Source organism: Spirillospora sp. CA-128828 (genome assembly GCF_050945415.1).
Taxonomy (GTDB): Bacteria; Actinomycetota; Actinomycetes; order Streptosporangiales; family Streptosporangiaceae; genus Spirillospora.
The window spans coordinates 2217653-2242588 of record NZ_CP191986.1 but is presented as its reverse complement, the minus strand read 5'-3'; the positions used below and the strand labels follow the sequence as shown (position 1 = coordinate 2242588).

Sequence of the window (24936 nt, the reverse complement as noted above, 5' to 3'; positions counted from 1 at the left end):
CGACGCTACGCGACGAGTGATCGCCGGCGGTCCGTCAGCCGCCGATCGGGGCGGCCGTTCCGCTCACCTCGATCCCGCCGTCTCCGGGCGGGACGTCCACGAGCAGCCGGCTGGGCCTCCCCATGTCCTCCCCCTGGTGGATGGTGATCCGCGCCGGAGGCCGGACGAGGCCGAGCGAGCGCAGGTATCCGCCGAAGGCCGCCGCGGCGGCACCCGTGGCGGGGTCCTCGACGACTCCGCCGGGTGGGAACGGGTCGCGCGCGTGGAAGACCGTGCCGCCTTCCCGCCAGACGAGGTGGACGGTCGTCCAGCCGAGACGTGCCATGAGGTCGCCGAGCGCCTCCTGGTCGTAGTCGAGGTCGGCGAGCCGCGCACGGGAGGACGCGGCGAGGATCAGATGGTCGTTGCCCGCGTTGGCGATGCGCGGCGGAAGCGCGGCGTCGAGTTGCGCGGCGTCCCAGCGCAGGGCCTCCAGCGCAGCGGCGAGATCGGCTTCGCCGATGTCGCGAACGCTGGGGGTGACGCTGGTGAGGGTGGCGAGGATCCGGCCGTCCGCCTGCCGTGTCTCGACCCCGACCTCTCCGGCCGAGGTGACGAGCCGGAGCCGTCCGGTTCCCTGCCGCTCGGCCAGCGCGACGGCGGTGGCGATCGTCGCGTGCCCGCAGAAGGCGACCTCTGCCAGCGGACTGAAGTATCGGATTCTGTAGCGGCGCTCGCCCGCCTCCCCCTCGTCCAGCAGGAAGGCTGTCTCGGAGTATCCGATCTCGGCGGCGATCTTCTGCATCCGCGCGGCGTCCATCTCCCGTGCGTCCAGGACGACGCCGGCCGGGTTGCCGCCATCTCCGTCCACGTCGAAGGCGGTGTAGCGCAAAGCCGGGTTGTTCATGACGGCAGTCTGCCGCCGCGGCTACCATCGCGTCCAACGATGAATTTTGATGAATCACATCGGGATGATCGATGGAAACGCGTCTTCTGAACAGCTTCCTCACCGTCCTGCGGGCCGGGGGGATCACCGCCGCGGCCGCGGAACTGGGGTTCGTGCAGTCCACGGTCACGACGCACATCCAGACGCTGGAGCGCCTGGTCGGGACGCCGCTGCTCGACCGGCATCCCGCCGGGGTCTCCCCGACCCGCGCCGGTTCGCTGCTCGCCGAGCACGCCCGCCAGATCCTGGACCTGGAAGAGCGGATGCTCGCCGAACTCGCCGCCACCGAGCCGTCCGGCCCGATCCGGCTCTGGGCGCCGGAGTCGGTGTGCGCCTACTGGCTGGCACCGGCCCTGCCCGAGCTGCGCGCGAAGCTCCCGGACGTGAGCCTGTCGCTGTTCCCCGCCGCCACGCGGAAGGCGTTGGCCGCTCTCGCCGACCGCCGCGCCGACCTGGCGCTCGTCCTCGAACCTTCGCTGAACCCGCCGGGCGTCGATCTGGTGGATCTGGGCGTCCAGCAACTGTCTCTTGTCGCCGCGAGCACCAGCGACCTTCCACGGAACCGTCCCGTGACGCCGGCGGAACTGGCCACGACCGGCGTGCTGCTGCTGGAGGAGGGCTGTTCTTACAGCGACGAACTCGCCGGGCTGATCGCCTCGTCCGATCCCACGATGTCCCTGCCCCGCTTCGGCGGCATCGAGGTCGCGAAACGATGCGTCGCCGCAGGCCTCGGCGTGTCGCTGCTCCCGACGGTGACGGTCGCGGACGAACTCGCCGACGGCCGCCTTGTCGAACTGCGGCCACCGGCGGGGCTGGCCGAGCAGCACCTGTGGCTCGCGGAACCTTCGTCCAGATGGCGATCCCCCGCCGTCCAGGCCGTCCACGCGACCCTCACCGCATCGATCCCCCGCTTCTAGCTGACCAGGATCGGGCTCTTGCAGCTGCCCCGCTTGTGAATGGACACCACGACGTAGACCCGGAGGCCCTCCGGCAGGTCCCGGTCCTTCTTCGCGATCGAGGCGCCGCCATTCGGCGGCTTCGGGAGCTTGAGTTCCCAGTTCAGCTCGAAGACGTTCGGCTGGTGCTCGACGTACAGCTTGGCCGTGACCGAGGTGGACGTCGCGTTGAGAAGACCGAAATGCTCTCCCTTGGCGTTGAAGGCCGCGTTCGCGTAAGCGTCGGTCTTCTTCCATTGGCGGGCCACCCCGCCTGAGATACCGCCCGGGTCGCCGTCGTGCGAGTCGCTGTTCCTCACACAATGCCAGCCGCCGGCGGCCGACGCGGGCCCGGCCGTGGACACGACAGTGGCGAGACCGGACGCCGCCACCAATGCCGTGAGCGCAGCCGTGGTTCGCAACTTCATGGAATCTCCCCCATCAGAGAACGTGCCGGTTGTCCGACTAAAGGAGATTGAAATCGCTCCCGCTTCCGCACGGCACCCGCCTTTCAGGCACCGCTTAAACCTGAATGAAACCGGAGCCCGCCGGCACGCAGCCGCGCAACGGGGGCCGGACGTTCCGAGCAGCCCAGTTGGATGGCGCTGACGAAGCGCTGCCCGCACAACCCCGGCCCCGGCCGAACACCAAGCGGCCGCCTAGACGTGATCATTGGTGGACGTAAGCGGTTGTCCTTAGCGATCCTGTCGCCGGGACCGAGCATTCTCGTCGAACGACCCGGCAAGGAGGCCGTGTGACCGCCATCGGGCTACGACCGGCCGCGGCCACCGACAACGAGTTCTGCTTCCAGCTGCACAAGGCCGCCATGGGCGACTACGTCACCGCGCTCTGGGGATGGGACGAACAAGACCAGCGGGACTTTCATGCGCACGCGTTCGACCCCGGCCACTGGCAGATCATCACCGCCGATGGGGACGATGTCGGCGTTCTCAGCGTCGAACACCGTCCCGGCGAGATCTACCTTGGTCGGATCGAGATCCATCCCGCCCATCAAGGACGCGGCATCGGCACCCACCTCGTCACCGCACTGCTGCACCAGGCCGACCGGCAAGGTCAGGACCTGGTCCTGGACGTACTGGCGGTCAACCACCGCGCTTACGCCCTCTACCAGCGACTCGGCCTGCAGGAAGTAGCACGTCACGGCGACGACCAGACCAAGATCAGGATGCGCTACACCCGGCCGTGACCAGAAGTGATCCACAGGTATCGCCCATTGCGCACGGCGTCCTCGACCACGACACCAAGCATTTAACACGGGCTAGTTGGTCGTGGCGGTCGGATGAGTGGACGGGCCGGTGGGGTGGGGACAGGGGCGATCAGCGTCGGTCGGAGCGGACGATGTACCAGGCGCCGGATGGTGTGATCCAGAGAAGGATTCCGGGCCAGACCTGATGGAGTTTCCAGCCCGGTGTCTGCTTCAACCTGTGATGCCGTCTGCAGAGTGGAGCAAGGTTGCATCGGCAGGTGGTGCCGGGCCGCCAGGGAATGGTGTGGTCGATGTCGCATCGATGGACCGGCTGGTTGCAGGTGGGGAACACACAGGTGGCGTGCCGAGCCTCTATTTCCAGGCGCAGTGCGGCGGGCGGTCGATACCCGGGCCGCCCGTGCCGTTCATCGCGCCCTCGGCAGGCGTCGTCACGAGCTCCGGCGAGCTCCTGGTGGATGCGTTGCGCGGCCCGTCGAATGGCGATGGGCAGTCGCTCAGGCTGAACATGGTCACGCACGTGCGCAAGCCGCCGCTCGATCCGGTCGACCAACTCCGACACGAACACACCATCGCCCGCCACGGAACGCCCACCCGGTTCGGCGGCGTCAGCGATGCTCGGAGAGCTAGAAGCCGACTCCGCCGCATCGGTTCGTCCTTCACACCCATGCCCGACGGTGCGGTGGGCGGTCGGGAGGTCATCGGGTGGTGGGGTGAGGAGGGCACGTAGGGCGGCGGGGAGGTCGGCGCCGTACAGGAGTTGGGTGGCGAGGTCGGTGCGGATGAGGTTCAAGGGCCGGGGATCGCCGTCATGTTTGAGGCCTTGCGCGGCAGCAGTGATCTTGTTGAAGATCGCGTGGGCGTCCTCGGCGGCCAGGTCACACAGGGCCAGATCGGTGGTGCCGGACGGGGTGTCCCATATCTCCAGCCGCCGCTGCCGCACCGCTTCACGCTTGCGTTCCTCGACCGCCTCGGGCGCGAGCCGCTCCGCCAGCCGTTTGATCCGGCGGCGGAGTTGCCCGGTGGTCTGGGTGGACGCCTTCTCCAGAGCGGCCGCTTCGACCTTCTCGGCGGCCTCGTCGGGAAGGGTCTCGGTGGCGGCGCTGATAGCGCGGGCCTTGGACAGGTCGATTCGTCCGGCTTCAAGTGCGGCACCGGTGGCGGCCAGTGGGCCGACGAGGCGCTCGGCGAGGTGAACGAGGGTCGCGGCAGCGTTGCCGGTGACGCTCAGGGCCGCGCTGACCTCTTCGGTGACCGCCTCGTGCGCGGACAGAACGCGGTAATCGGGGTCGCCGTCTACTTCGGCGCCGGTACGACGCTGCTGAAGTTCGGCGATGGCGGCCAGTTCGCGGGCCTGGGCCCAGGACGTCTGACGGCGGGCGGCGGCAGCCACCTGGAGAAGTTCGTCGTCCGTGAGGTCGGCGAGGCGTTCCTTCCCGCCGGAAAGACAGATCGCCAATTGAGGGCCAGGCGGGAACCACGTTCGGTCTTGCCATTCACGCTGGCGATCAACGATTTCGCTCGACACTGACACGACGATTCACCCCCCCGACTTCAACTCCCCATAATTATAAGACAATGCAAGGACAATGACGATCCGGCAATCCGGACAAGCAACATTATCCTCACATCTTTTTTCTATAAAGACTAAAAAATCGTGCCTGGTTGCAGTTCCTGATCATCCACCGGTCAGCGCATGGCCGGGGACGGCTCTATCGGAGTAAGTGTGGTTGCTGCAGGTGGACGGCTGAGGTGACCTCTGCAGCACAGCGCGCATGTCTCCAATCCGCCCGGTTGCTGTCACGTTGGTTGCGGTCGTAGGCAGGCGTTTTGTGTCTGGGTGAAGGACAGCGCGGGGTACAGCGGCCAGCGCACGCCATCACCGACAACCCGAGCCACAATCCCTCCTCGCCGCCGCCTTTGCCGCGCGCAGCGCGGCACCGGCAGCAACCACGCACCCAACCGAAACAGAATCACCCATCACCAGCCGACCACCGCAACCAACGTGACAGCAACCGGCGACAAGGGAAACGAGCGCAGCAGCCTTCGGAAGGCCACCTCAGCCGTCCACCCACGGCAACCACACTAAAACCGATAGAAAAAGAGACCCCGGCCACGCACGCGCCGGAAAGGGGCGCGCCAGCCCCAAGGCGACAGCGGCCCTGAGCGCAAACGACACCGCACACCGGCAAATATCTCGCACGAAGCCGGGTATGCCAGACTCGTCCACGCGAGCCCGACACCCCCGAACAGGAGACGCGTGCAGTTGCTTGACCGGGTGCGTTCCGTCGCGAGTCTTGGAGTCAGAGCGACCCGTGCCATGCGGGACGCCGGGGTCATGCGCCCCGTCCGCCCCGATCGGGCTGCGCGGCTTCCGCTCCCCTACGTGCGGTTCGGACCGGTCCCGGCGACGATAGGCGCGATGTCCGCGCTGCGATTCCCCGACCGTACGGCGCTGATCGATGAACGCGGCGCGCTGTCCTACGCGGAACTCGAACAACGAGCAGCGGCGCTGGCCACAGCCCTGAGAAGCCGCCTCGCCGGCACACGAGGCAACGGCAGAGTCGGAGTTCTGTGCCGGAACCACCGGGGCTTTGTTGAGACACTTCTGGCCGCGTCCCGCCTGGGCAATGACGTCGTGTTGCTGAACACCGACTTCTCCGCCACCCAACTGGGACAGGTCGTCCAGCGTGAAGGCATCGAACTACTCGTCCACGACGAGGAATTCGGCCAGACAGTCGACACTTCGAAATTCACCGGAACCCGCCTGATCGCCTGGGCAGAAAACTCCGACACCACCAAGAACACCGGTTCCGAGACGATCGACATCCTGATCGCCGAGACCGACCCCGAACCGGCAAAGCCCGACCGCACGAGCAACGTCATCGTGATGACGTCGGGAACGACCGGCACTCCGAAGGGCGCTCGCCACGACCTGTCGGTCTCGTCGCTCCTCCCAGCGGCGCTCAGTCATCTGATGCGGGTCCCGGTCCGTTCCGGGGCGCCGATCGTCATCGCGCCGCCGCTTTTCCACATGCTCGGGTTCGCCTACACGACGGTCGGGCTCGGAATGGGCATGCCGCTCGTCCTGTCCCGCCGTTTCGACGCCCGGCGGACGTTGGAGAGGATCGCGGACTGCAAGGCGGAAACGCTGGTCGCGGTGCCCGTCATGTTGCAGCGCATTCTGGACGTGGAGGACGCGCCGCGAACACCGTCCCTCCGCGTCGTCGTTTGCGGCGGCTCAGCGCTGCATCCACACCTCTCCGATGCATTCATGGACGCGTTCGGCGACATGCTCATCAACGTGTACGGCGCGACCGAGACCGGGTGGGCGACGATCGCGACGCCGCAGGATCTGCGGGACGCGCCCGGCACGGTCGGGAAGCCGTCCTTCCGGCTCACGATCAAGATCCTCGGTGAGGACGGACGGGAACTGCCGCCGAGCGAGACCGGTGAGATCTACACCGGCGGCGGACTGCGGTTCGCCGGTTACACCGGTGGCGGCGGCAAGCGGGTGCGGGACGGCCTCACGGGCACCGGCGACCTCGGCCATTTCGACGGGGCGGGACGGCTGTTCATCGACGGCCGCGCCGACGACATGATCGTCTCGGGCGGGGAGAACGTGTTCCCCGGCGAGGTCGAGAACCTGCTCGGCGGCCACCCGGACGTGGCCGAGGTGTCGGTGACCGGGGTGGACGACGAGCGGTTCGGCCAGCGGCTCGCCGCCCACGTGGTCAGGAACGAGGGCGCGACGGTCACCGAAGACGATCTCAAGGCGTACGTGAAGGAGCGCCTGGCCCGGTACAAGGTCCCGCGGGACGTCCGGTTCGTCCGGGAGCTCCCCCGCACCAGCACCGGCAAGATCAAGACGCGCGCCCTCGGCCGCTGACGAAGGGAACGCCCGGGCCCAAGGCCGCGAGGTCCCGGGCGTGCCCGGTCACGGGGTCAGGCCGCGCCGGCCCGGTTCTTGGCGGCCATGCAGATGCGGGCGAGGTCGTTGAGCGCGTCGGCACGACGCTCGTCCAGCGTTCGCAGGTCGCCCGGCCCGGCCTCGGCGAGAGTGTCGATCACCAGGGAGAACACCGGCCATTCGGCGGGGCCGATGGCGCCCTGGAAGTCGACGCCGTCCGCGAGGTCGTCCAGGTCGAGGTTGCGGGCGAAGGTGGCGAGGGCGGCCTCGGCCGCGACGACGCCGATGCGCATCGCCAGCGCGGCAGGCTTGCGATCGAGGGAGCGCACGTTGCTAGAACCCATGTTCGACAACCTAGAACATGCGAGCGACCCACGTCGAACGTTTGCTCGAAACGAAACGAGAATCCAGCAGAACGAACCCGAGATGAGCCGACAAGCCGAACCAAGCGAGACGACCCAAGCGAGACGAGCCCAACGAGACCCAAACGGGACTCCCCGGGACGGGGCTCCCGTGCAGCGAGCCCCCGAACCGGGACTAGCCGGCGATCGCCTGCTGGAAAAGGTACGAATGCGTGAAATGAAGCACGCCGTCGCGCATGCTCGGACGCATGCCGGTGACCGGCCCGCCCGCCAGCTCGTCCTCCAGTTCCCGCCTGACCTGGGCGGCGACGTCCGCCGGGGTATGCGAGAAGTCCAGCCACGGGTCAAGCGGGCGGCTGTGGTCGAACCTCTCGGCGCGCTTGACCTCCGCCCCCGCCAAGGTGACGAGTTCCGCGATCCGCGACTCGGTGAGCGCGGTCCCGTGCGAGGGGTCGCGGAGCCGCTCGATGCGGTCGAGGTCCCCGTCCAGGCCAGCCGGACGGACGAGATCGGCGATGATCAGGGCGGCGCCGGGCCGGCTGACCCGGACCATCTCCTTCACGACGGCCTCCGGGTCGGCGACCTGGTGCAGCGAGAAGCGCGTGACGACCAGCGTGAACGACCGGTCGAGGTAGGGCATGGCGGTGGCGTCCCCGTGCGCGAAGGTGACGTTCGTGAGGCCGGCGTGGTCGGCGCTCCGCTTGCCTTCGGCGAGCATCGCGGGCGTGAGGTCGAGGGCCGTGACGTGCCGGACGCGGCGGGCGATCGCGCGGGACACGATGCCGGTGCCGGCGGCGACCTCCAGCACGACGTCCTCCTGGTCGAGTTCCGGGTCCATGAACCGGACAAGCCGGTCCAGGTGGCGGGTGAACGCGGCGTTCAGCCTTGGGTCAGCGAACCCGGCCGCCTGCTTGGAGAACTCCCGTACGACCTTCTCGTCATGGGTCACCGTCACGTCGCCTCCTCGGATGGTTGCACGGATCATCCCCGAAACCACGCACGGTGAACAGAGGCAGTGACAAACCCTTCAACAATCAGCAAACCCTTTAGGCGGCCGGGACGTTCTCCAGAAGGGCGGCGAGGCCGGACGCGTCCAGGAGATCCGCTGGCCGGACGGTGATATTGGCGCTGACGTAGTGGAATGCGGCGCTGACCTGTGAGACGTCCACTCCGGTCAATTCGGCCCACGCAAGCCGATATGCGGCGAGTTGCACCGAGACGAAGCGCGCCTCATCCCCGGACGGCGGGGAACCGGTCTTCCAGTCGACGACCTCGTATCCGCCGCCCGGCGACCGGAACACGGCGTCCATCCGGCCCCTGATCAGCCGGTCGCCGATGATGGTCTCGAACGGAACCTCGATGTCGAGCGGTTCCCGCGCCGCCCATTCCGACTCCTCGAAGCGGTCACGCAGCCGCGCGAGGTAGGAGTCGTCGGCGGCGCCCTCGTCGGCGGCGCCGGGCAGTTCGTCCGGGTCGAGGAGGCGCTGCTGCCCCCAGCGGCTCTCCAGCCAGGCGTGGAAGGCGGTGCCGCGCCGGGCGTACGGGGCGGGCGGACGCGGCATGGGCCGGCGGATCTGCCGGGCCAGCGCGGCCGGGTCGCGCGCGAGCGACACCAGCGACGACACCGACAGGTGCGCGGGCAGTTCGACGAGCAGCCCGTCGCCGCCGCGTCCCCGGTCGCGTTCGGCGAGCAGCAGTTCGACGTCGCGCGCCCACGCGGTCATGCGGCCCCGGTCGGCGTCGGACAGCCCGGCGTCCCCCGCCCAGTGCCGTGTCCGCCCGGCCATCTCGTCCTCGACCATGCGGGCGGCTTCGACGACCGCCTCATACCGTTCTCGGGCCGAGATGTCCGAATGGCCGCGTTCCCCGGGGGTAGCGGGCCAGTGCGCCTCGTCGGGGTCGGCGAGCAGCGGGTTCTCGGCGCCCTCCTCCGGAGGGGCGGCCCACATCGCGACGGACCCGGCCCCGGCGACGCAGACCGCCCGTACTTCTTCCAGGAACGGGGACGGCCCGAGCGGGCGTCCCGACGCACCCCACCAGTAGCCGGTCGTGATGAGCAGGCTGGACGCGCGCGTGACCGCCACGTAGGCGAGCCGCCGCTCCTCCCGGAGGTCGCGTTCGGAGCACGCCTGGTCGAACGTGGCGAGGTCGTCCTTCTCCAGCCCGTTCAGCGCGGGCAGGTCGGCGCGGTCGCCGCGCAGCATGAACGGCAGGACGCGCGGATTCGCCGTCCAGCGGGTCGCGTTCTGCGGCGGCGACGGGAAGATCGACCCTTTGGCGGGGGCGCCGTTCTTCTGCGGGACGTACGACAGGCCAGGGACGACGACGACCGGCCATTCCAGCCCTTTGGACGCGTGGACGGTCAGGAGCTTGACGCTGTCGGTCTCCCCGACCCGCCCCGCCTCCAGCCCGAACTCCTCGGTCTCGGCCGCCTTGAGGTAGGCGAGGAACGCGCCGAGCGTCGGGTCTTCGGCGTCGCCGGCGAACGTCGCGGCGGCGTCGATGAAGGCGTCGAGGTCGGCGCGGGCGGTGACCGGGTCGAGACCGGACCGCGCGGCGACCTCGATGTCGAGGCCGAGCGCGCGTTCCACCTCGTTGACGAGGTCGGGCAGCGGCAGGCCGACCTGGCTCCGCAGCATGCGCAGCTCGTCGCGCAGGCGCCGCAGCCGTCCGTATCCCTCGGGCGAGTACGCCTCGGGCGCGCCGAGGTCGTCGAGCGCGTCGACGAGGCTGCCGGTCTCCTGGTTCAGCTCACTGACGAGTGCCCGAAGCGGATCGGCGACAGGCCCCGCGCCCTCACCGGAAGGCCCCTCGGGCAGTTCCACGCCGGACACGGCCTCCACTGCGGCGACACCCCGCCCGGTCTCCGCTGGATCGTCACCCCGCGCCACCTCTGCCGGGGTGACATCCCGCGGGTTGCCCGGTGAAGCGACACCCTGCGCCACCTCCGGGGACGCGACACCCTGTGCCGCTTCTGGGGGGGTGACGTCGCGGGTCGTCTCCTGGGCCAGGGTGCGGGCTCGGCGGCCGAGGGCTACGAGGTCGCGGGGGCCGAGGCGCCAGCGGGGGCCGGTGAGCAGCCGGGCGAGGGACGCCCCGGCGGTCGGGTCGTGCATGACGCGCAGCGTGGCGACGACGTCCTGTACCTCGGGGACGGTGAGGAGCCCGCCGAGCCCGACGACCTCGACCGGGATGCCGCGGGCCTCCAGGGCCCGCCGGATCAGCGGGAACTGCGACCGTTTCCGTGCGAGGACGGCGACGTCGGAGTACTGGAGCGGTTCGGCCTGTGGCGCGCCGTCCGGGGAGGTCTCGGGGTCGGCGGACATGAGCGCGGCGATGCGCGCGGCGATGCGGTCGGCCTCGTCCTCGACGGTGGGGAGGAGCGCGCATTCGACGCGTCCGCGGCCCTCCCGTCCGGCGCCCGGAATGAGGCGGGGGACGGCTTTGGTCTCTGCCCGGAGCTCCTCCTGGACCCTGGCCGCCGCCTCCAGGATCTGCTCGCCGTTCCGGAACGACCGGCTCAGCTGGACGACCGGCGCGGGCACCGGGCGGCCGCCGGCGACCCCCGGCTGCGTGGGGAAGTCGTAGGCGAACCGCAGCAGGTTCCCGGCGCTCGCGCCGCGCCACCCGTAGATCGACTGGCACGGGTCGCCGACCGCCGTGACGGGGTGCCCGTCGGCGAACAGGGAGCGCAGCAGGACGAGCTGCGCCTGGCTGGTGTCCTGGTACTCGTCCAGGAGGACGACCGAGAACCGCGATCGCTCGATCATCCCGACCTCGGGATGCTTGTAGGCGATGCGGGCGGCGAGGGCCATCTGGTCGCCGTGGTCGATGACCTCACGGTCGGCCTTGGCGCGCCCGTACGCGTCGATGAGCGGCATGAGCTGTTCGCGGACGGCGTGCTTGGCGAGGATGTCGCGCTGCGCCTTGAGCGGCTTCTTCACCGCGGCGATCCGCTCGTCCAGCCATGTCCCGACCCTGCGGACGTCCTCGGCCGTTCGCAGGTGCTCCGCCAGGTCGCCGGCCAGTTCCATGACGGCCTTGGTGACGGTGTCGGGCTGCCAGTCGATGCGGTCCATAGGGCCGTTGTAGGTGTCGACCACCCGCGAGCAGATCTGCCAGGCGACGGCAGGCGAGACCAGCCGCATCGTGGGTTCGAGGGCCTCGCGCAAGGCGTGGTCACCGAAAAGCCGCGCCGCGTACGAATGGTAGGTGGACACCATCGGCTCGCCGTCGAACAGCGCTTCGCCGCCGAGCCGCTCCAGTTCGTCCCCGGGCAGGACCTCGCGGAGCTTGTCGAGCCGTTTCCGCACGCGCACGCCCAGTTCGGCCGCGGCCTTGCGGGTGAACGTCAGCCCGAGGACGCGCTCCGGCCGGACGAACCCGTTCGCGACCAGCCACACGACTCGTGCGGCCATCGTCTCGCTCTTCCCTGACCCGGCACCGGCGATCACCGCCATGGGCGCCATCGGCGCCTCGATCACCCGGGCCTGTTCATCCGTCGGCTCCGGGATCTCCAGCAGCCGGGCCAGCTCTCCCGGCGTGATCACCCCACTCCCCCCGAGCTAGCCGGTCACCAACCTGCCCGCGCCGTCATGGACTGGGCAGCAAGAGCGTACGGCAGCACCGCACCGGTCCCCTACCGCGCCGCTCTAGTCCCCCACCTGTCCACCCTCGTCGTGCACAGGGCAGCAGGAGCGTACGGGACAGGTGCGACACTTGTCGTTCGCCCGCGCCTGGAACACATCACTGGCCATGCCCGTCGCGACGATCTCGACGAGTTTCTTGGGCCAGTCGGGGTCCTCGTCGTCGGCGGGCGGCGGCTGCTCCTGTTCGCGCGCCTTCGCCGCGAACGCGGCCTTGCCGACCTGGACGAGCTTGGCCCCGCCCGGCTCGATCAGCCCGTGCCGCTCGAACGCGCCGAGCATCACCGCGTACTGGTAGACGCCGAGCTGCGGGTGGCGGGCCAGGTCGTCCTTCGGGACGGCGGTGGACGACGTCTTGATGTCGATGATGACCGCGCGGCCCTGCTCGTCGCGTTCGGCGCGGTCGATGCGGCCCTTGATGACGACGCGGCCGAGGTCGACCTTGAACGACTCTTCCAGCGCGACGACCTCGTTGGGGTTGTCGCGGTGCCACGTGAGGAACTTGTCGACCATCGTCGTGGCCTGCTCGCGCTGCTTCTCCGAGTACCAGGAGCTGCGGAACTCCAGGTCGTTCCAGATCTCGTCCAGCCGTTCGGCGACGTGGACCTCGTCGATGCCGTCGTCCGCGCCGGCCATCTCGGCGACCGCGTGGACGACCTTGCCCATGGTGCTGTACTCGTTGGGCCCGCCCTCCTGCGCGCCGACCGCCGACGCGAGCAGCCAGCGCAGCCCGCAGGTGGTGAACGCCTCGACCTGGGACGGAGAGATCGTGATGGGCTCGTCGTCGGCGAAGGCCGGTCCGGCGTCGGACAGCGCGGTGATGGCGTACCAGTTCTCCGGCTTCGCTCCGCGTACGCCCGCGCGCGCCAGGCGCGCCAGGTGCCCGGCCGCCGCGCGCCGCAGCGGTTCCGGACGGGACGGGTCCGCGACCGCGGAGCGCAGGTCGGCGACGAGCGCGGAGAGCGAGAGCCACCGGGTCTTCTCGTCCAGCTGCGACTGTTCGATCGCGCCGGGGAGCAGCTCGTTCAGGAACCGGGACGGCCGTTCCTCCGTGTCGTCGCCGCCGACGGCCGTCACGATGAGGCGCTTGCGGGCGCGCGTGACCGCGACGTAGAAGAGGCGCCGTTCCTCGTCGAGCATCTTGGCGGCCATCGAGGCGCCGGCCGCGGCGTCCCCTTCCGGCTCGGCGCCGGCCGCGTGCTCGATCATCTCCTCGACGCCGAGCAGGGACCCTCGCAGCCGCACATCGGGCCAGACGCCCTCCTGGACGCCGGCGACCACGACGACGTCCCACTCCAGTCCCTTGGAGCGGTGCGCGGTGAGGATCCTGACCGCCTCGCCTTCCGGCGCCTGCTCGGCGAGCGTGTCTCCGGCGATCTCCTGGGACGCGATGTTGTCGACGAACAGTTCGGGCCCCGCCTGGGGGAGCCGGTCGACGAACCGCGCGGCATGGTCGAACAGCGCCACGACGGCGTCGAGGTCGCGGTCGGCCGCCGCGCCGCGCGTCCCGCCCTTGACGCTCTGCCCAAGCAGGACGTCGGCCTTGCCGCTCTCCTGCCAGACGGCCCACAGCACGTCCTCGGCGGTGCCGCCGTCGTGGACGCTGCGCCGCGCCACTTCGAGCAGGTGCGCGATCCGTTCGGCGGGTGCACGGACCTTTTCGTGGACGAGGACAAGCTCGCGAGCGTCGTCCACGGCCGCGACCAGAAGCTCCCCCAGCGGACGCTGCCCACCCGACAGCTCCTCCAGGTCGCGCAAGGCGCGCTTGAGCCGGCGCATGGACAGCGCATCGGCACCGCCCAGCGGCCCTGTCAGCAGGTCTTCCGCTACGACCTCGTCCAGGAAGCCCTTCTTCAACGCCGCTCGCAGCAGAACAAGGAAAGGACGGACGGACGGCTCCGCGACCAACGGAACCTCGTCGCCCGCGACGACGACCGGCACACCGGCCTGCGCGAGAGCCCGACGCAGAACCGGGACTTGGCGCACGGCACTTCGCACCAGGACCGCCATACGCGACCAGGGGACGCCGTCGAGCAGATGGGCGCGACGCAGTTCGTCGGCGACCAACGCCGACTCCTGGCTTTCGGAGTCGGCGATCACCGCACGCACTTCGCCGTCCTCCAGCTCCTCCACCGGGTTCAGCGCGCGGTGCTCCGCGGCACCGGCCGACCCGGCGGGCAGCCGCCGGGCGATCCGGCGCGACGCCGAGAGGATCTCCGGCCCCATCCGCCGGCACGTCCGCAGCGCCACCACGGGCGCCGGATCACCGTCCAGAGTCAGGAAGCGGTCGGGGAACTCCTGGATGCCGCGCACGTCGGCGCCCCGGAACCCGTAGATGGACTGGTCAGGGTCGCCGACCACGACCAGGTCGCGTCCCTCCCCGGCCAGGTGGTGCAGGAGGGCTTCCTGCGCGGGGTCGGTGTCCTGGTACTCGTCCACGAAGACGATGTCGTAGGCGTCCCGTTCCCGGATCCGCACCTCCTCGTCCGCGAGCATGCCCGCGGCCATGTGAATCAGCTCGCCGTAGTCGTACGTGGGGACGGGGTCGAGGAGGAACCGGTCCACGTAGCGGTCCATGAACGCGCCGATGGCGGGCCAGTCGTCGCGCCCGCGCATGCGTCCCAGGGCGATGAGGTCTTCCGCGACGTACTGCCGCTCAATCGCGCGCAAGGTGAAGTCACGCAGCTCTTCGGCGAACCCACGCGTCGCCAGAGCGGCCCGGAGCCGCTCCGGCCAGTCACGCGCACCGTCCGCAAGCTCGCCCTCAAGCAGCCGCCGGACCTCCAGCAACTGCTCCGGCCCGGACAACAGCCGCGGAGCCGGCTCTTCGTTCAGCACGGCATCGCGCCGGATCAGGGCGTACGCGTAACTGTGGAAGGTGAGGGCGAGCGGTGTCCGCGTCGTCCGGTGCAGGCGGCCGGTGATGCGCTCCCGCAGTTCCCCCGCGGCCTTACGGCTGAACGTCAGGACGAGTACGCGCTCCGGGTCGACGCCCCGGTTCTCGATGCGGTCGACGACCGCCTCCACGATCGTGGTCGTCTTCCCGGTGCCCGGCCCGGCCAGGACCAGCATCGGCCCGCCGGCATGCTCGACGACCCGCCGCTGCCGCTCATCGAGCACAGGCGGGACGGCCCGCGCGGGACCCGCGCGGCGCACGAGACGGTAGGAAGCAGACGGCACAACAGTTCATTGGAACAGATCACCGGGGCTGTTCTGACCACAACGCACGCATGTCGCGGGAGGGAAAAACCACCGCCGGCCCGTCTCCGCAGGGGGACGATCGCCCACGCCCACCGCGGGCCCGGGCCGTCCGGCGCGGCGACAGCCTGCACAAACCGCGGTCCCCGCCATGTGCGGTTTCGTCATTGCTCCTGGCAGGAGTGATCGTGCACATTACGACGACCCTCGTGGACGGACGCGGACGCCCCGCGTCCCAGAGGTGGGAGGTAACGCGTTGTCCCCTGCCCACTGGATCTATCTCCTCGGCCTCGCCGCCCTCATCGCGACCGTGGTCGCGCGGAAGAACGTCGTCGGGCTCGCCATCGCCGGGACGTTCGTCACCGCGCTCGTCTACAGCGGCAGCGTCACGACCGGTCTCGGCGCCGTGTTCAACGCCGGCATCACCGCGGCGAAGGAGCTGCTGCCCATCTTCGTCATCATCGCGATCGTGACGGCGATGCTCGGCGCGATGCGCACGCTCGGCTCCGACCTGATGATGGTGCGGCCGCTGCAGCGGTTCGTCCGCAACGGGCACGTCGCCTATGTGGTGCTCGCCGTCGTCACCTACCTGCTGTCGATGTCGTTCTGGCCGACGCCGGTGCTGCCGCTGATCGCGGCGATCCTGCTGCCCGCCGCCGTCCGGGTGGGGCTGCCGCCGCTGGCCGCCGCCATCGCGATCGCCATCACCGGGCAGGGCATGGCGCTCAGCTCGGACTACGTCATGGGCGTGGCGTCCGGCCTGTCCGCGCAGGGCGCGAAGGCTCCCGCCGGAGCGATCGCCGACCGCGCGCTCATCATCTCGCTGATCGCCGGCGTGGTCGCGCTGGCCTTCTGTTACCTGCGCGACGTCCGCGGCAAGATGCTCGACCCCGCGGCGGCGGAGGCCGCCACCCTCGATCTGGCGGCGATCGGCGAGGGCGCGGCGCACGCGGTGACCGGGGACGGCGGCACCCGGGCGGTGGGCGGCGAGGAAAAGGGCGGCGGCACCGCGACCCTGACGGCGACCGGCCAGGGCGGCGGCGAGGAGACTCCCTCGGGGCGGGCCCGGTTCGTCGCCTTCGCGGTCCCGCTGGTGTTCGTCGCGCTGCTCGTGGTGATGCTGCTCGGGCGGTTCACCTCCCTCGTCCCCGATATCGACGACGGCGCGGGCGCGCCGCTCGTCGGCGGGACGGCCGCGCTGGCGCTCGTCCTCATCAGCGTCGTCGCGAACCGGCGGACCTGGCTGCAGGACTGCGCCGACCACTTCACCGAGGGCATCGCGTTCGCGTTCCGGACGATGGGGGTCGTCATCCCGATCGCCGGGTTCGTCTACGTCGGGCTGTCCGACTACTCGGGGGAGATCCTCGGGCTGCCGGACGGCACGACGGGTCCGGCGTTCCTGCTGGACGCGATCGCGCACGTCCAGCCGCACATCCCGCACGTCCCGGTGTTCGCCGCGTTCGCGATGCTGCTGGTCGGGATGGTGATCGGGCTGGACGGCAACGGCTGGCCGGGGCTGCCGTTCACCGGCTCGCTCGCCGGGGAGCTCGGCCACTCGGCGGGCGCGGACCCGGCGACGCTCGCCGCCATCGCGCAGAACGGCGCGAGCTGGACCGGCGGCGGGACGCTCGTCATCTGGTCCTCGCTGATCGTGGTGGCGGGACTCACCGGAGTCTCCGTCATCGACCTGGCAAGGCGCCTGTTCCTGCCGGTCGTGACGGGCCTGGTGGTGGCGACGGCGGTCGCGGCGGTGGCGCTGTGACCGCGGTGCGGCTGGCGGAGCAGGTCAGGGCCGGGCGGTGCTCCGCCCGCGAGGCGGTGACGGAGGCCCTCGAACGGATCGCGCGGCTGGACGGCGGGCTGGGCGCGTTCGTCCACGTCGACGCCGAGGGCGCGCTGGCCCGCGCCCGCGTGATCGACGCGATGGTGGTGCGGGGCGAGGATCCGGGGCCGCTGGCGGGGGTGCCGCTCGCGGTGAAGGAGCTGCACGCGGTGGCCGGGTGGCCGCATGCGATGGGCAGCGTCATCCACGCCGGACGGGTCGCGGACCACACGTCCACGATGGTGGCGCGGGCGATGGAGGCCGGCGCGGTCCCGGTCGGGCTCACCGCGTCGCCGGAGTTCGGGCGGGCGTCGTTCACCGCGTCCGTCCTGCACGGCGTGACCCGCAACCCGCACGCGCCGGAGCTGACGCCCGGCGGGTCGAGCGGCGGGTCGGCGGCGGCGGTCGCGGCCGGGATGGTCCCGCTCGGCACGGGCACGGACGGCGCCGGGTCGCTGCGCATCCCCGCCTCCTACTGCGGGCTGGTCGGGTTCAAGGGCACGTACGGGCGGGTGCCGCGCGGGCCCCGGCACCGTGGCACGGCCGAGAACGACCACTACGGCGTCCTCACCCGCACGGTCCGGGACACGGCGCGCTTCCTGGACTGCGTCTGCGGGACGGACGAGTACGACCGCGCGTCCCTGCCCGCCCCCGCCGAGCCCTTCGAGAGGTCCTTGACCACGATCGACCTGCGCGGCCTGCGGGTCGCCTGGTCGCCCGACCTCGGCTACGCGCCCTGCGATCCTGAGGTCGCCGCCGTTGTGGAGGACGCGGCGAAGGCGTTCATCGCCGGCACCGGGGCGCGCCAGGTGTCCGCCGATCTGAGTCTGGAATCGTGCGGGGCCGCGTTCCGGACGCTCTCGGTCCCGGACGTCCACGCCGAGCTCCGGAACGCTCCAGCGGACCGCCTGGACTCCGTCCACCCCACGGTTCGCCGCTACGGCGACGCGGCGCGGGCCCTGGACGCCGACGCGCTGGTCGACGCGCACGAGGCCCGCGCCCGGCTGGTGGCCACGCTGGCGGAGGGCTTCGGGCACTTCGACCTGCTGCTGACCCCGGCGACGCAGGCGCCCGCCTTCCCGGCGGAGGGCCCGATGCCGGCCGAGATCGCGGGCCGCCCCGTCGACCACTGGGGCGCCCTGGCCGTCACGTTCCCGTTCAACCTGTCGGGCCACCCGGCGGTCTCCGTCCCGGCGGGCCAAGCGGGCGGAGCACCCACCGGCCTCCAGATCGTCGCCCGCCGCCACGAGGACGCCCGCGTCCTCGCCGCCGCGGCAGCCTTCGAACACCTCCACCCCTGGCCCACCTGACCAGCGCCTTCGGGGGGTCCAGGGGGTCGCTACCCCTGGGCCGACACAGCCACTTTCTCCTTGAAGGCGCGGAGGGCGGCGGCGCCCACGGCCTTGTCCTGGTCGCCGTTGCCGCCGCTGACGCCGACGGCGCCGACGACCTCGCCCTCGTGGACGATCGGGAAGCCGCCGACGAAGATCGCGAACTTGCCCGGATGCATCTGGTCGATGCCGAACGCCTCGTTGCCGGGCAGCGCCGGCCCGTTCGGGGGCTCGTTGAACTTGTGGGTGTCGCGCTGGTGGCCGGCCGCCGTGAAGGCCTTGGCGATGGCGATCTCGACGCCGGTGAGGCGGGCGCCCGTCATCCGGTGCACCGCGATCGGGTGGGCACCGTCGTCGGCGATGCAGATCGTCTGCTTGACGCCGATCCGGCGCGCCTCCTCCTCGGCTGCGGTGAGCATGATCAGGGCGTCTTCCAGGGTGAGCCGGTGAACGGTGTGCACGGAGGGCCTCCAGTCGGGCACCACCCCCCAAAACAGAAAAGGGGTATTGCCGGATTTCGAACGGTAAAGCAGGATGTGGGGGACGGTCTTCCTCTCGCGCCGTCCGCCACGTACTCCTTCCACTCCCGTCAGTCTCGAAGGCCCGCGCGCATCGAGGCTATGTACACTCTGCCGAACGAACCGGACGGGATGTGGGCACATGGCACATCACCCTGCGACCGTGACGACCGCCGACGGGCATCTGCCGGTCGGCACACTGCTGGCCGAGCCGCTGCTGCGCGGCACCCTCCGCGCGGGCCGCGCCGGGCTCGAACGCGGCGTCGGCTGGTGTCTCCCGCTGTCGGAGACCCGCCGCTACACCGACGAGGCCGCCGGCGAACCCGACCTGACCGGGGTCGCCGTCCACCTGCCCGTGACCGCGCTGGCCGCGCCGGCCGACGCGGCCGCCGTGGTCGCCGACCTCGCCCGCCGGGACGCCGCCGCGCTGCTGGCCTGGACCCCGCCGGGCGCCGACTCCGACCTCGACGCGGCGGCCCGCGCCGCGGACTCCGCCGGGATCCCGCTGCTCGCCCTGCCCGGGGAGGCCGACTACCGGACCGTGAGCCGGCTCATCGGGCAGAAGGCGCTGGCCCAGTCCGCGCACATCCTGGAGTACGGGTCGCGGGTGCACCGGACGCTCGCGGAGGTCCTCGCGCGCGGCCCTGGCGTGCCCGCCATGGCCCGCGCGGTCGTCGGGCTGTCCCGGTGCGGCGTCCTCATCTGTGACGCGGACGGCGAGCGCCTCGCCTGGGAGGAGGCGCCGGGCGCCGAGCCCGCCGACCCCGACGCGATCCTCGCGGCCCTCCCCGAGGACGCCCACGACGACCATCCCGAGTTCACGGACGCGAACGCGCACGCCGCGGAGATGCGGCTGCGTCTCGCCCCCGACGACCGGCCCGTGCACGCGCTCGTGACGCCCGTCCTGGTGGGCGGCCAGGTGTTCGGGCGGATGGTGATGGTCGAGCCGGTCTGCCCGCCGGACCCGCATGACCTGGCGCAGCACCGCGTGGTCGCCGAGCACGGCGCGACGCTGATCGGGTCGGAGATGCTGCGGCAGCGGTCGGTGCGGGCGGCGGAGGAACGCGCCCGCGGCGACTTCGTGGAGGCGCTCGTCCACGGCAGGTTCGCCGACTCGCACGAGCTGGGCGCGCGGGCCCGCCACCACGGGTTCGACGTGGACGGGCACTTCGCCGTGCACGTGGTGGCGGCGGCGTCGCTGCTGCCCGTCGGCCGCGACTACCTGCGCCGGACGGTGTCGGCGACCCGCACCGCGCAGAACCTCGAGCCCGGCGGCTGCGCGCTGACCGCCGCGATCAGCTCGACGATCGTGGTGATCCAGCGGGTCGGCGCGGAGCACGACCCGATCCGGCAGCGGGCGGACGCCGCCCGGTTCGCCGAGCGGCTGCACCGCGCGCTGCGCCCGCAGCTGAGCGACGACCTGCGCGTCACGCACGGCCGTCCGGGGCAGGGCGCCGCCGGGGTCGCGGCCGGCTACCACGAGGCGCGGCTGACGATGGGCCTCGCCTGGCACACCGCCGCCGACCCCGTCTGCGGCTACGACGACCTGAGGGTCTTCGCCGCGCTGAAGGACGTGGCGCGCAACGCCGAGGCCAAGTCGTTCGCCCGCGAGACCCTCACGCCGCTGCGCCGCGCCAACGGCGGCGACCTGGAGCGGATCGTGCTCGCCTACATCAGGACGTCCGGGAACCTGAACGCGGCGGCCCGCGAACTCGGCATGCACCGCAACACGATGCTCTACAAGCTCGACCGGGCGTCCCGCGCCCTGCGCATGGACATCCGCTCGGCCGACGCCCAGTTCACGTTCTGGCTCGCGCACCACATCGACACCCTGACGACGGTCACCGGCACCCTCGACGAGGAGGTGGCCCCGCCCGCCGCCGCCCCGCGCTGAGGCGCGCTACACGGGATCGGGGCCGGCGAAGGACGCCAGGAGCCCCAGCGCGGCGGTCGCGGCGCAGACGGCGAACATCAGCCCGAAGGCGGGGCCCTGGTCGAGGACGGCGCCGACCCAGGCGGCGCCGAGGGCGGACCCGCCGAAGCGCAGCAGGTTGAACAGGCCGAGGCCGGCGCCGCGGCGTCCCGCGCCCGAGCGGGTGGCGCCGGTCGCGGCGGGCGTCTGGACGAACGCGACCCCCGCGCCGGTCAGGGCGAGGGCGGCGAGCAGCCACGGGACCGTCCCGGACACGGCGAGGACGGCGGCGACCAGCACCTGCCCGGCGATGAGGACGACGAGACCGCCGCGCAGCACGGCACGCGGCGACAGTCGCTCCATCAGGACGCCCGTGACCGGCCCCAGCAGCGACATGGCGACGGGCAGGCTCAGCAGGACCGCCCCCGCGTACAGGGTGCCGGTGTGCCGCTGCGTGGTCAGATAGACCGGGACCGCCAGGAGTGTCGCGCCCAGGCAGAACATCTGCGCCAGGACGCTGAGGCACGAGCGCAGGTAGCGGGCCTCAAGCAGCAGGCGCGGCGGGAGGAACGCGTCCGGGCGTCCGCGCGAGGACGCGACGTAGGCCGCGGCGGCGAGCACACCGGCGAGTGCGCCGCTCCAGACGAACGGCGAGGCGGCGCCCAGGGTCGCGGCGGCGGAGGTCGCGCCGAGACCGAGCCCGGCGGCGAGCGTCAGCAGGGCCGCGCCGCGCCAGTCCAGCGGCACGCGCCGCGGTCGCCCGGCCGGGACGAGCCGGACGGCCAGCGCGGCGGCGGCGAGGCACAGCGGCACGACCGGCCAGAACACCGCGTGCCAGCCGAACCAGGTGGCGAGGCCGCCGCCGAGCGTCGGCCCGGCGGCCTGCCCGACGCCGTTCGCCGCCGCCCACAGCCCGAGCGCCCGGCCGCGCCGCGCGCCGCCGAACCGCGAGGCGATCAGCGCCATGACGGCGGGCAGCATCGCCGCCGTCGCGACGCCCTGAACCGCGCGCAGGGCGACGAGCACAGCGAGGTCGCCGGCGAGCCCGGCACCCGCCGAGGCGAGCCCCAGGACCAGCATCGCGGCGACGAACACCCGCCGCGCGCCGCACCGGTCGCCGAGCCACCCCGACACCGGCAGCAGCACCGCGAACGGCAGCGTAAACCCGATGACGACCAGGGTTCCGGACGAGATCGACGCGCCCAGGTCGCGCAGGATCAGGGTCAGCGGGACGTTGACGATCGTGTTGGCGACGGTCCCGGTGAACGTGCCGAGCAGCAGCGGCACGAGCGCCGCCCACGATCCGCGCCCCGGGTCAGGCTCGGCCAACGGGCCGCCGCCGTCGGGGACCGCCGTTCGCGGCGTCCTCCGGGGGGACGTGCACGAGGATCCGCCCGTCCTCCTCCTTCACCGGATACACCTTGATCGGCTTGGTGGCCGGCGGTGTGATCGGCTCGCCGGACGCGAAGTCGAACACGCTGCCATGGCAGGAGCACAGCAGCCCGTCCTCGGTCACCCGGCCGGACGACAGCAGGCAGTCCAGGTGGGTGCAGTAGTTCGACATGGCGTGCACCTCGCCGTCCCAGCGGGCGACGGCGACCTCCGCCTCGCCCACGAAGAATCGGCGGACGACGCCCTCGGGCACCTGCCCGGAACGGGCCACGTGCTGGTATTCCATCGGTAGCTCCACGATGTCGGATGTCGGCTCCGTGCGCCGAACGGTCGGTCAGGTCGGCGGGATCGATCGGTCTGGGTCAGCCGAGCGTGTCGAACAGGTCGGCCAGATCGGCGTCCTCGTCGCGCAGGGCGTCGGGATCCAGGACGGCGTCGCAGGCGATCAGCTGCCGGGCGATCGCGAGGTCGCCGCCCCGGTCGACGGTGAACGCGGCCCGCAGCACGCCTCCGGCCAGGTAGAACGCGATGAAGTCGAAGTCCTCCACCCGGCCCCGGACGACGAGCCGGTCCGTGCCGTCGGCGTGGCCCGCGTGCTGGAGGCCGTGACCGAACTGGTCGGACCAGAACCACGGCGGCCCGTCGTGCGCCGCCTTCCCGCCGAGGATGTTCTTGGCCGCCGCCATGCCCTGCGAGTTGGCGTTGTCGAAATGCTCGGCGCGGACATGGCGGCCCAGGCTCGGCCGCCACTGGCAGGCGACGTCGCCTGCCGCGTAGACGCCGTCGACGCCCGTCCGGCAGTACGCGTCGACGGGGATGCCGCCCGCCGTCTCGATCCCGGCGCCGGTGACGGGCTCGACGTTCGGCACCATTCCGGCCCCGACCACCACAACGTCCGCCTCCAGGGACGTCCCGCCGCTGGTGGTGACGACGGCGCCGGACGCCGTCTCCTCGTACCGCTCGACCTTCTCTCCGGTGCGCAGGTCGACGCCGTTCGTGCGGAGCAGCGCCGCCATCACGTCGCCCATCAGGTCGCCGAGGACGTGCCCGAGCGGGCGGCCGGCCTGCTCCACGATCGTGACATGGGCGCCGCGGTCGAGGGCGGTGGAGGCGACCTCGCAGCCGATGAACCCGGCGCCGATCACCACGACCCGCGCACCCGGCCGCAGCTCGGCGCGGAGCCGGTCGGCGTCGGCGACGGTCCGCAGGTGGCGGACGCGGTCGCCCTCGACGCCGGGCAGCCGGCGGGGGCGTCCACCGGTCGCGATGAGCACGGCGTCGCCGCGCAGGCGCGTCCCGTCCGCCAGCTCCAGGGACCGCTCGGCGGGACGGATCGCGGCGGCCGCGACACCGAGCCGCAGCTCCACGTCGTTGGCCTCGCACCACTCCGGCGTGAGCAGGCACAGCTCGTCGCGGTCCTGCTCCCCCGCCAGGTACTCCTTCGACAGCGGCGGGCGCTGGTAGGGGGCGTCGTGCTCGGCGCCGACGAGCGTGACGCGGCCGTCGAAGCCGCGGCGGCGCAACGTGCGGGCGGCGACGGCGGCGGTCTGCCCCGCCCCGGCCACCACAACGGACTCGATCTGCGCTCCTTGTGGGGGGCGACCCCCCACACCCCCCGGTTCGCTACCGCTCATCATTGCTCCTCCATCAGGACTCGGGGCCGCGGGTCGACGTAGACGACGTCGCCGTCCACGCGCACGGCGTGCGTCGGCTGGCATTCGTCCTGGTCCTCCGCCTCGCCGGTGGCCGGGTCGAACACCCACTGGTGCCCGGGGCAGATCACCCGCCCGTTCAGGACGACGCCCCTGGACAGCGACCGCTGCTTGTGGACGCACACGTCGTCCAGCGCGTAGACGTCGTCGCCGACCAGGAAGAGCGCTATCCGCCGTCCCTCGACGGTGACGGCGAGGCGCCTGCGCCTGCGCACCTCCGCGAGCGTGGCGGCCCGCACCCACTCGCCCGTCTGCTGGTCCACGGTCGTACTCCCTGCGTAGGGGGCCGGCGGCGGGACGGGGCCCGCCCCGCCGCCTGGTCGGATTCGGATCAGGCGCCGACGAGGTCGGGCTTCACGTAGGTGTCGTAGAGGCCCTGCGTGTACGAGAACCGCATCTCCGCGCCCCACCGGCACAGCCGCAGGCAGCGCTCCTGCAGCTCCGGCGTGTCGGCGTGGTCGAGGACGATCTGGTAACCGCGCTCCCCGTGCACCACGTCGGAGGTGATGTGCAGGTCGAAGAACTCGATCTCGTCCTCGGTGAACCCGTACACCTCGCGCAGCGGCACGATCTGCTTCTTGTAGATGCTCGGGACCTGCGACTCCAGCCCGACCACGAGGGCGGCGGTGGCGACCACGAAGTGCTCGCGCATCGCGACCGCGTAGCACCACGCCTGGAGGCCGCGGGTGATGGCGTTCATGTTGGACGGGTCCTCGACGCGCTCCCGGGTGGTGCCGCACGCCTCGGCGAACCGGATGAGCAGGTCGGTGTGCCGGATGTCGGCCAGCTCCTCCTCGTACATGTTCTGGAGGGTGAAGTCCTTGGCGCCGGTGAACTCGTCGGGCGTGTTGGCGTAGACGTAGGCGAGGTAGTCGGCGAACGGCCCCACGTAGTGGTAGTGGTTCTCCGCCCAGCGGGCGAAATGCTCCCGCTTCAGCTCGCCGTCGGCCCACGCCTTGCTGAACGAGGCGTTCTTGGCCTCGCGGCCCTTGATCGCGTTCTGCAGCTCGGCGCGGAACGCGTCCTTGGACAGCGGCTCTGCCATTTC

The 24936-nt window shown here is 71.5% G+C and carries 19 protein-coding genes; 6 read left to right on the top strand and 13 right to left on the bottom strand.

Translation table 11 applies throughout. From position 1 onward, the window contains the following. Positions 1 to 34: 34 nt before the first annotated feature. Positions 35 to 886, bottom strand: coding sequence for a PhzF family phenazine biosynthesis protein (locus ACQPXG_RS11250; protein WP_433467590.1), 852 nt, complete (start codon positions 884 to 886; stop codon positions 35 to 37). A gap of 71 nt (positions 887 to 957) precedes the next feature. Between ACQPXG_RS11250 and ACQPXG_RS11245 the strand changes: the two genes are divergently transcribed. Then, complete coding sequence (locus ACQPXG_RS11245) at positions 958 to 1842, top strand: LysR family transcriptional regulator (RefSeq protein ID WP_433467589.1); 885 nt, start codon at positions 958 to 960, stop codon at positions 1840 to 1842. Here the strand turns inward: ACQPXG_RS11245 and ACQPXG_RS11240 are convergent. Then, on the bottom strand, positions 1839 to 2288 hold the full coding sequence (locus ACQPXG_RS11240; RefSeq protein WP_433467588.1) for a hypothetical protein: 450 nt from the start codon (positions 2286 to 2288) through the stop codon (positions 1839 to 1841). The two genes, ACQPXG_RS11245 and ACQPXG_RS11240, sit on opposite strands and share 4 nt — an antisense overlap. A 326-nt stretch (positions 2289 to 2614) precedes the next feature. Between ACQPXG_RS11240 and ACQPXG_RS11235 the strand changes: the two genes are divergently transcribed. Next, positions 2615 to 3067: a GNAT family N-acetyltransferase gene (locus ACQPXG_RS11235; RefSeq protein ID WP_433467587.1), complete on the top strand. Its 453-nt coding sequence runs from the start codon at positions 2615 to 2617 to the stop codon at positions 3065 to 3067. Between the two features lie 130 nt (positions 3068 to 3197). Here the strand turns inward: ACQPXG_RS11235 and ACQPXG_RS11230 are convergent, their stop codons facing one another. Then, the gene (locus ACQPXG_RS11230; protein WP_433467586.1) at positions 3198 to 4613 is read right to left on the bottom strand and encodes a DUF222 domain-containing protein; all 1416 of its coding nucleotides are present in this window, start codon (positions 4611 to 4613) and stop codon (positions 3198 to 3200) included. An 894-nt stretch (positions 4614 to 5507) separates the two neighbouring features. Here ACQPXG_RS11230 and ACQPXG_RS11225 point away from each other — a divergent pair. Then, complete coding sequence (locus ACQPXG_RS11225; protein ID WP_433467585.1) at positions 5508 to 6974, top strand: AMP-binding protein; 1467 nt, start codon at positions 5508 to 5510, stop codon at positions 6972 to 6974. Between the two features lie 56 nt (positions 6975 to 7030). Here the strand turns inward: ACQPXG_RS11225 and ACQPXG_RS11220 are convergent, their stop codons facing one another. The 4 genes from ACQPXG_RS11220 to ACQPXG_RS11205 all read right to left on the bottom strand — a co-directional run bounded on the left by ACQPXG_RS11220 (position 7031) and on the right by ACQPXG_RS11205 (position 15183). Beyond that, positions 7031 to 7339 (bottom strand): hypothetical protein, encoded by a 309-nt coding sequence (locus ACQPXG_RS11220; protein WP_433467584.1) that lies wholly within the window; start codon positions 7337 to 7339, stop codon positions 7031 to 7033. A gap of 193 nt (positions 7340 to 7532) precedes the next feature. Next, the gene (locus ACQPXG_RS11215) at positions 7533 to 8312 is read right to left on the bottom strand and encodes a class I SAM-dependent methyltransferase (protein ID WP_433467583.1); all 780 of its coding nucleotides are present in this window, start codon (positions 8310 to 8312) and stop codon (positions 7533 to 7535) included. Positions 8313 to 8403: 91 nt separating this feature from the next. Next, the gene (locus ACQPXG_RS11210; protein ID WP_433467582.1) at positions 8404 to 11907 is read right to left on the bottom strand and encodes an ATP-dependent helicase; all 3504 of its coding nucleotides are present in this window, start codon (positions 11905 to 11907) and stop codon (positions 8404 to 8406) included. 102 nt (positions 11908 to 12009) lie between these two features. Then, on the bottom strand, positions 12010 to 15183 hold the full coding sequence (locus ACQPXG_RS11205) for an ATP-dependent helicase (RefSeq protein WP_433467581.1): 3174 nt from the start codon (positions 15181 to 15183) through the stop codon (positions 12010 to 12012). Positions 15184 to 15457: 274 nt separating this feature from the next. On the opposite strand from ACQPXG_RS11205, the gene ACQPXG_RS11200 reads away from it, so the two are divergent. Both ACQPXG_RS11200 and ACQPXG_RS11195 read left to right on the top strand, forming a co-directional pair. Then, a complete protein-coding gene (locus ACQPXG_RS11200; protein ID WP_433467580.1) occupies positions 15458 to 16963 on the top strand; it encodes a hypothetical protein in 1506 nt (501 codons plus the stop codon). Continuing rightward, a complete protein-coding gene (locus tag ACQPXG_RS11195; RefSeq protein ID WP_433467579.1) occupies positions 16960 to 18333 on the top strand; it encodes an amidase in 1374 nt (457 codons plus the stop codon). Before ACQPXG_RS11200 ends, ACQPXG_RS11195 begins: the two co-directional genes overlap by 4 nt. A 29-nt stretch (positions 18334 to 18362) precedes the next feature. Here the strand turns inward: ACQPXG_RS11195 and ACQPXG_RS11190 are convergent, their stop codons facing one another. Further along, positions 18363 to 18815, bottom strand: coding sequence for a GlcG/HbpS family heme-binding protein (locus tag ACQPXG_RS11190; RefSeq protein ID WP_433467578.1), 453 nt, complete (start codon positions 18813 to 18815; stop codon positions 18363 to 18365). 220 nt (positions 18816 to 19035) lie between these two features. Here ACQPXG_RS11190 and ACQPXG_RS11185 point away from each other — a divergent pair, with 220 nt between their 5' ends. After that, on the top strand, positions 19036 to 20766 hold the full coding sequence (locus ACQPXG_RS11185; RefSeq protein WP_433467577.1) for a PucR family transcriptional regulator: 1731 nt from the start codon (positions 19036 to 19038) through the stop codon (positions 20764 to 20766). A gap of 6 nt (positions 20767 to 20772) precedes the next feature. Here the strand turns inward: ACQPXG_RS11185 and ACQPXG_RS11180 are convergent, their stop codons facing one another. From ACQPXG_RS11180 to ACQPXG_RS11160, 5 genes are all read right to left on the bottom strand, one after another. Beyond that, entirely contained in the window at positions 20773 to 22113 is a 1341-nt protein-coding gene (locus tag ACQPXG_RS11180; RefSeq protein WP_433467576.1) for an MFS transporter, read from the bottom strand. Next, positions 22100 to 22462 (bottom strand): Rieske (2Fe-2S) protein, encoded by a 363-nt coding sequence (locus tag ACQPXG_RS11175; protein WP_433467575.1) that lies wholly within the window; start codon positions 22460 to 22462, stop codon positions 22100 to 22102. The genes ACQPXG_RS11180 and ACQPXG_RS11175 overlap by 14 nt, the downstream gene beginning before the upstream one ends. Positions 22463 to 22538: 76 nt before the next feature. Further along, on the bottom strand, positions 22539 to 23741 hold the full coding sequence (locus ACQPXG_RS11170) for an NAD(P)/FAD-dependent oxidoreductase (RefSeq protein ID WP_433467574.1): 1203 nt from the start codon (positions 23739 to 23741) through the stop codon (positions 22539 to 22541). 68 nt (positions 23742 to 23809) lie between these two features. Further along, complete coding sequence (locus tag ACQPXG_RS11165) at positions 23810 to 24151, bottom strand: Rieske (2Fe-2S) protein (RefSeq protein WP_433467573.1); 342 nt, start codon at positions 24149 to 24151, stop codon at positions 23810 to 23812. 68 nt (positions 24152 to 24219) lie between these two features. Continuing rightward, the gene (locus ACQPXG_RS11160; RefSeq protein WP_433467572.1) at positions 24220 to 24933 is read right to left on the bottom strand and encodes a TenA family transcriptional regulator; all 714 of its coding nucleotides are present in this window, start codon (positions 24931 to 24933) and stop codon (positions 24220 to 24222) included. Positions 24934 to 24936: the final 3 nt, after the last annotated feature.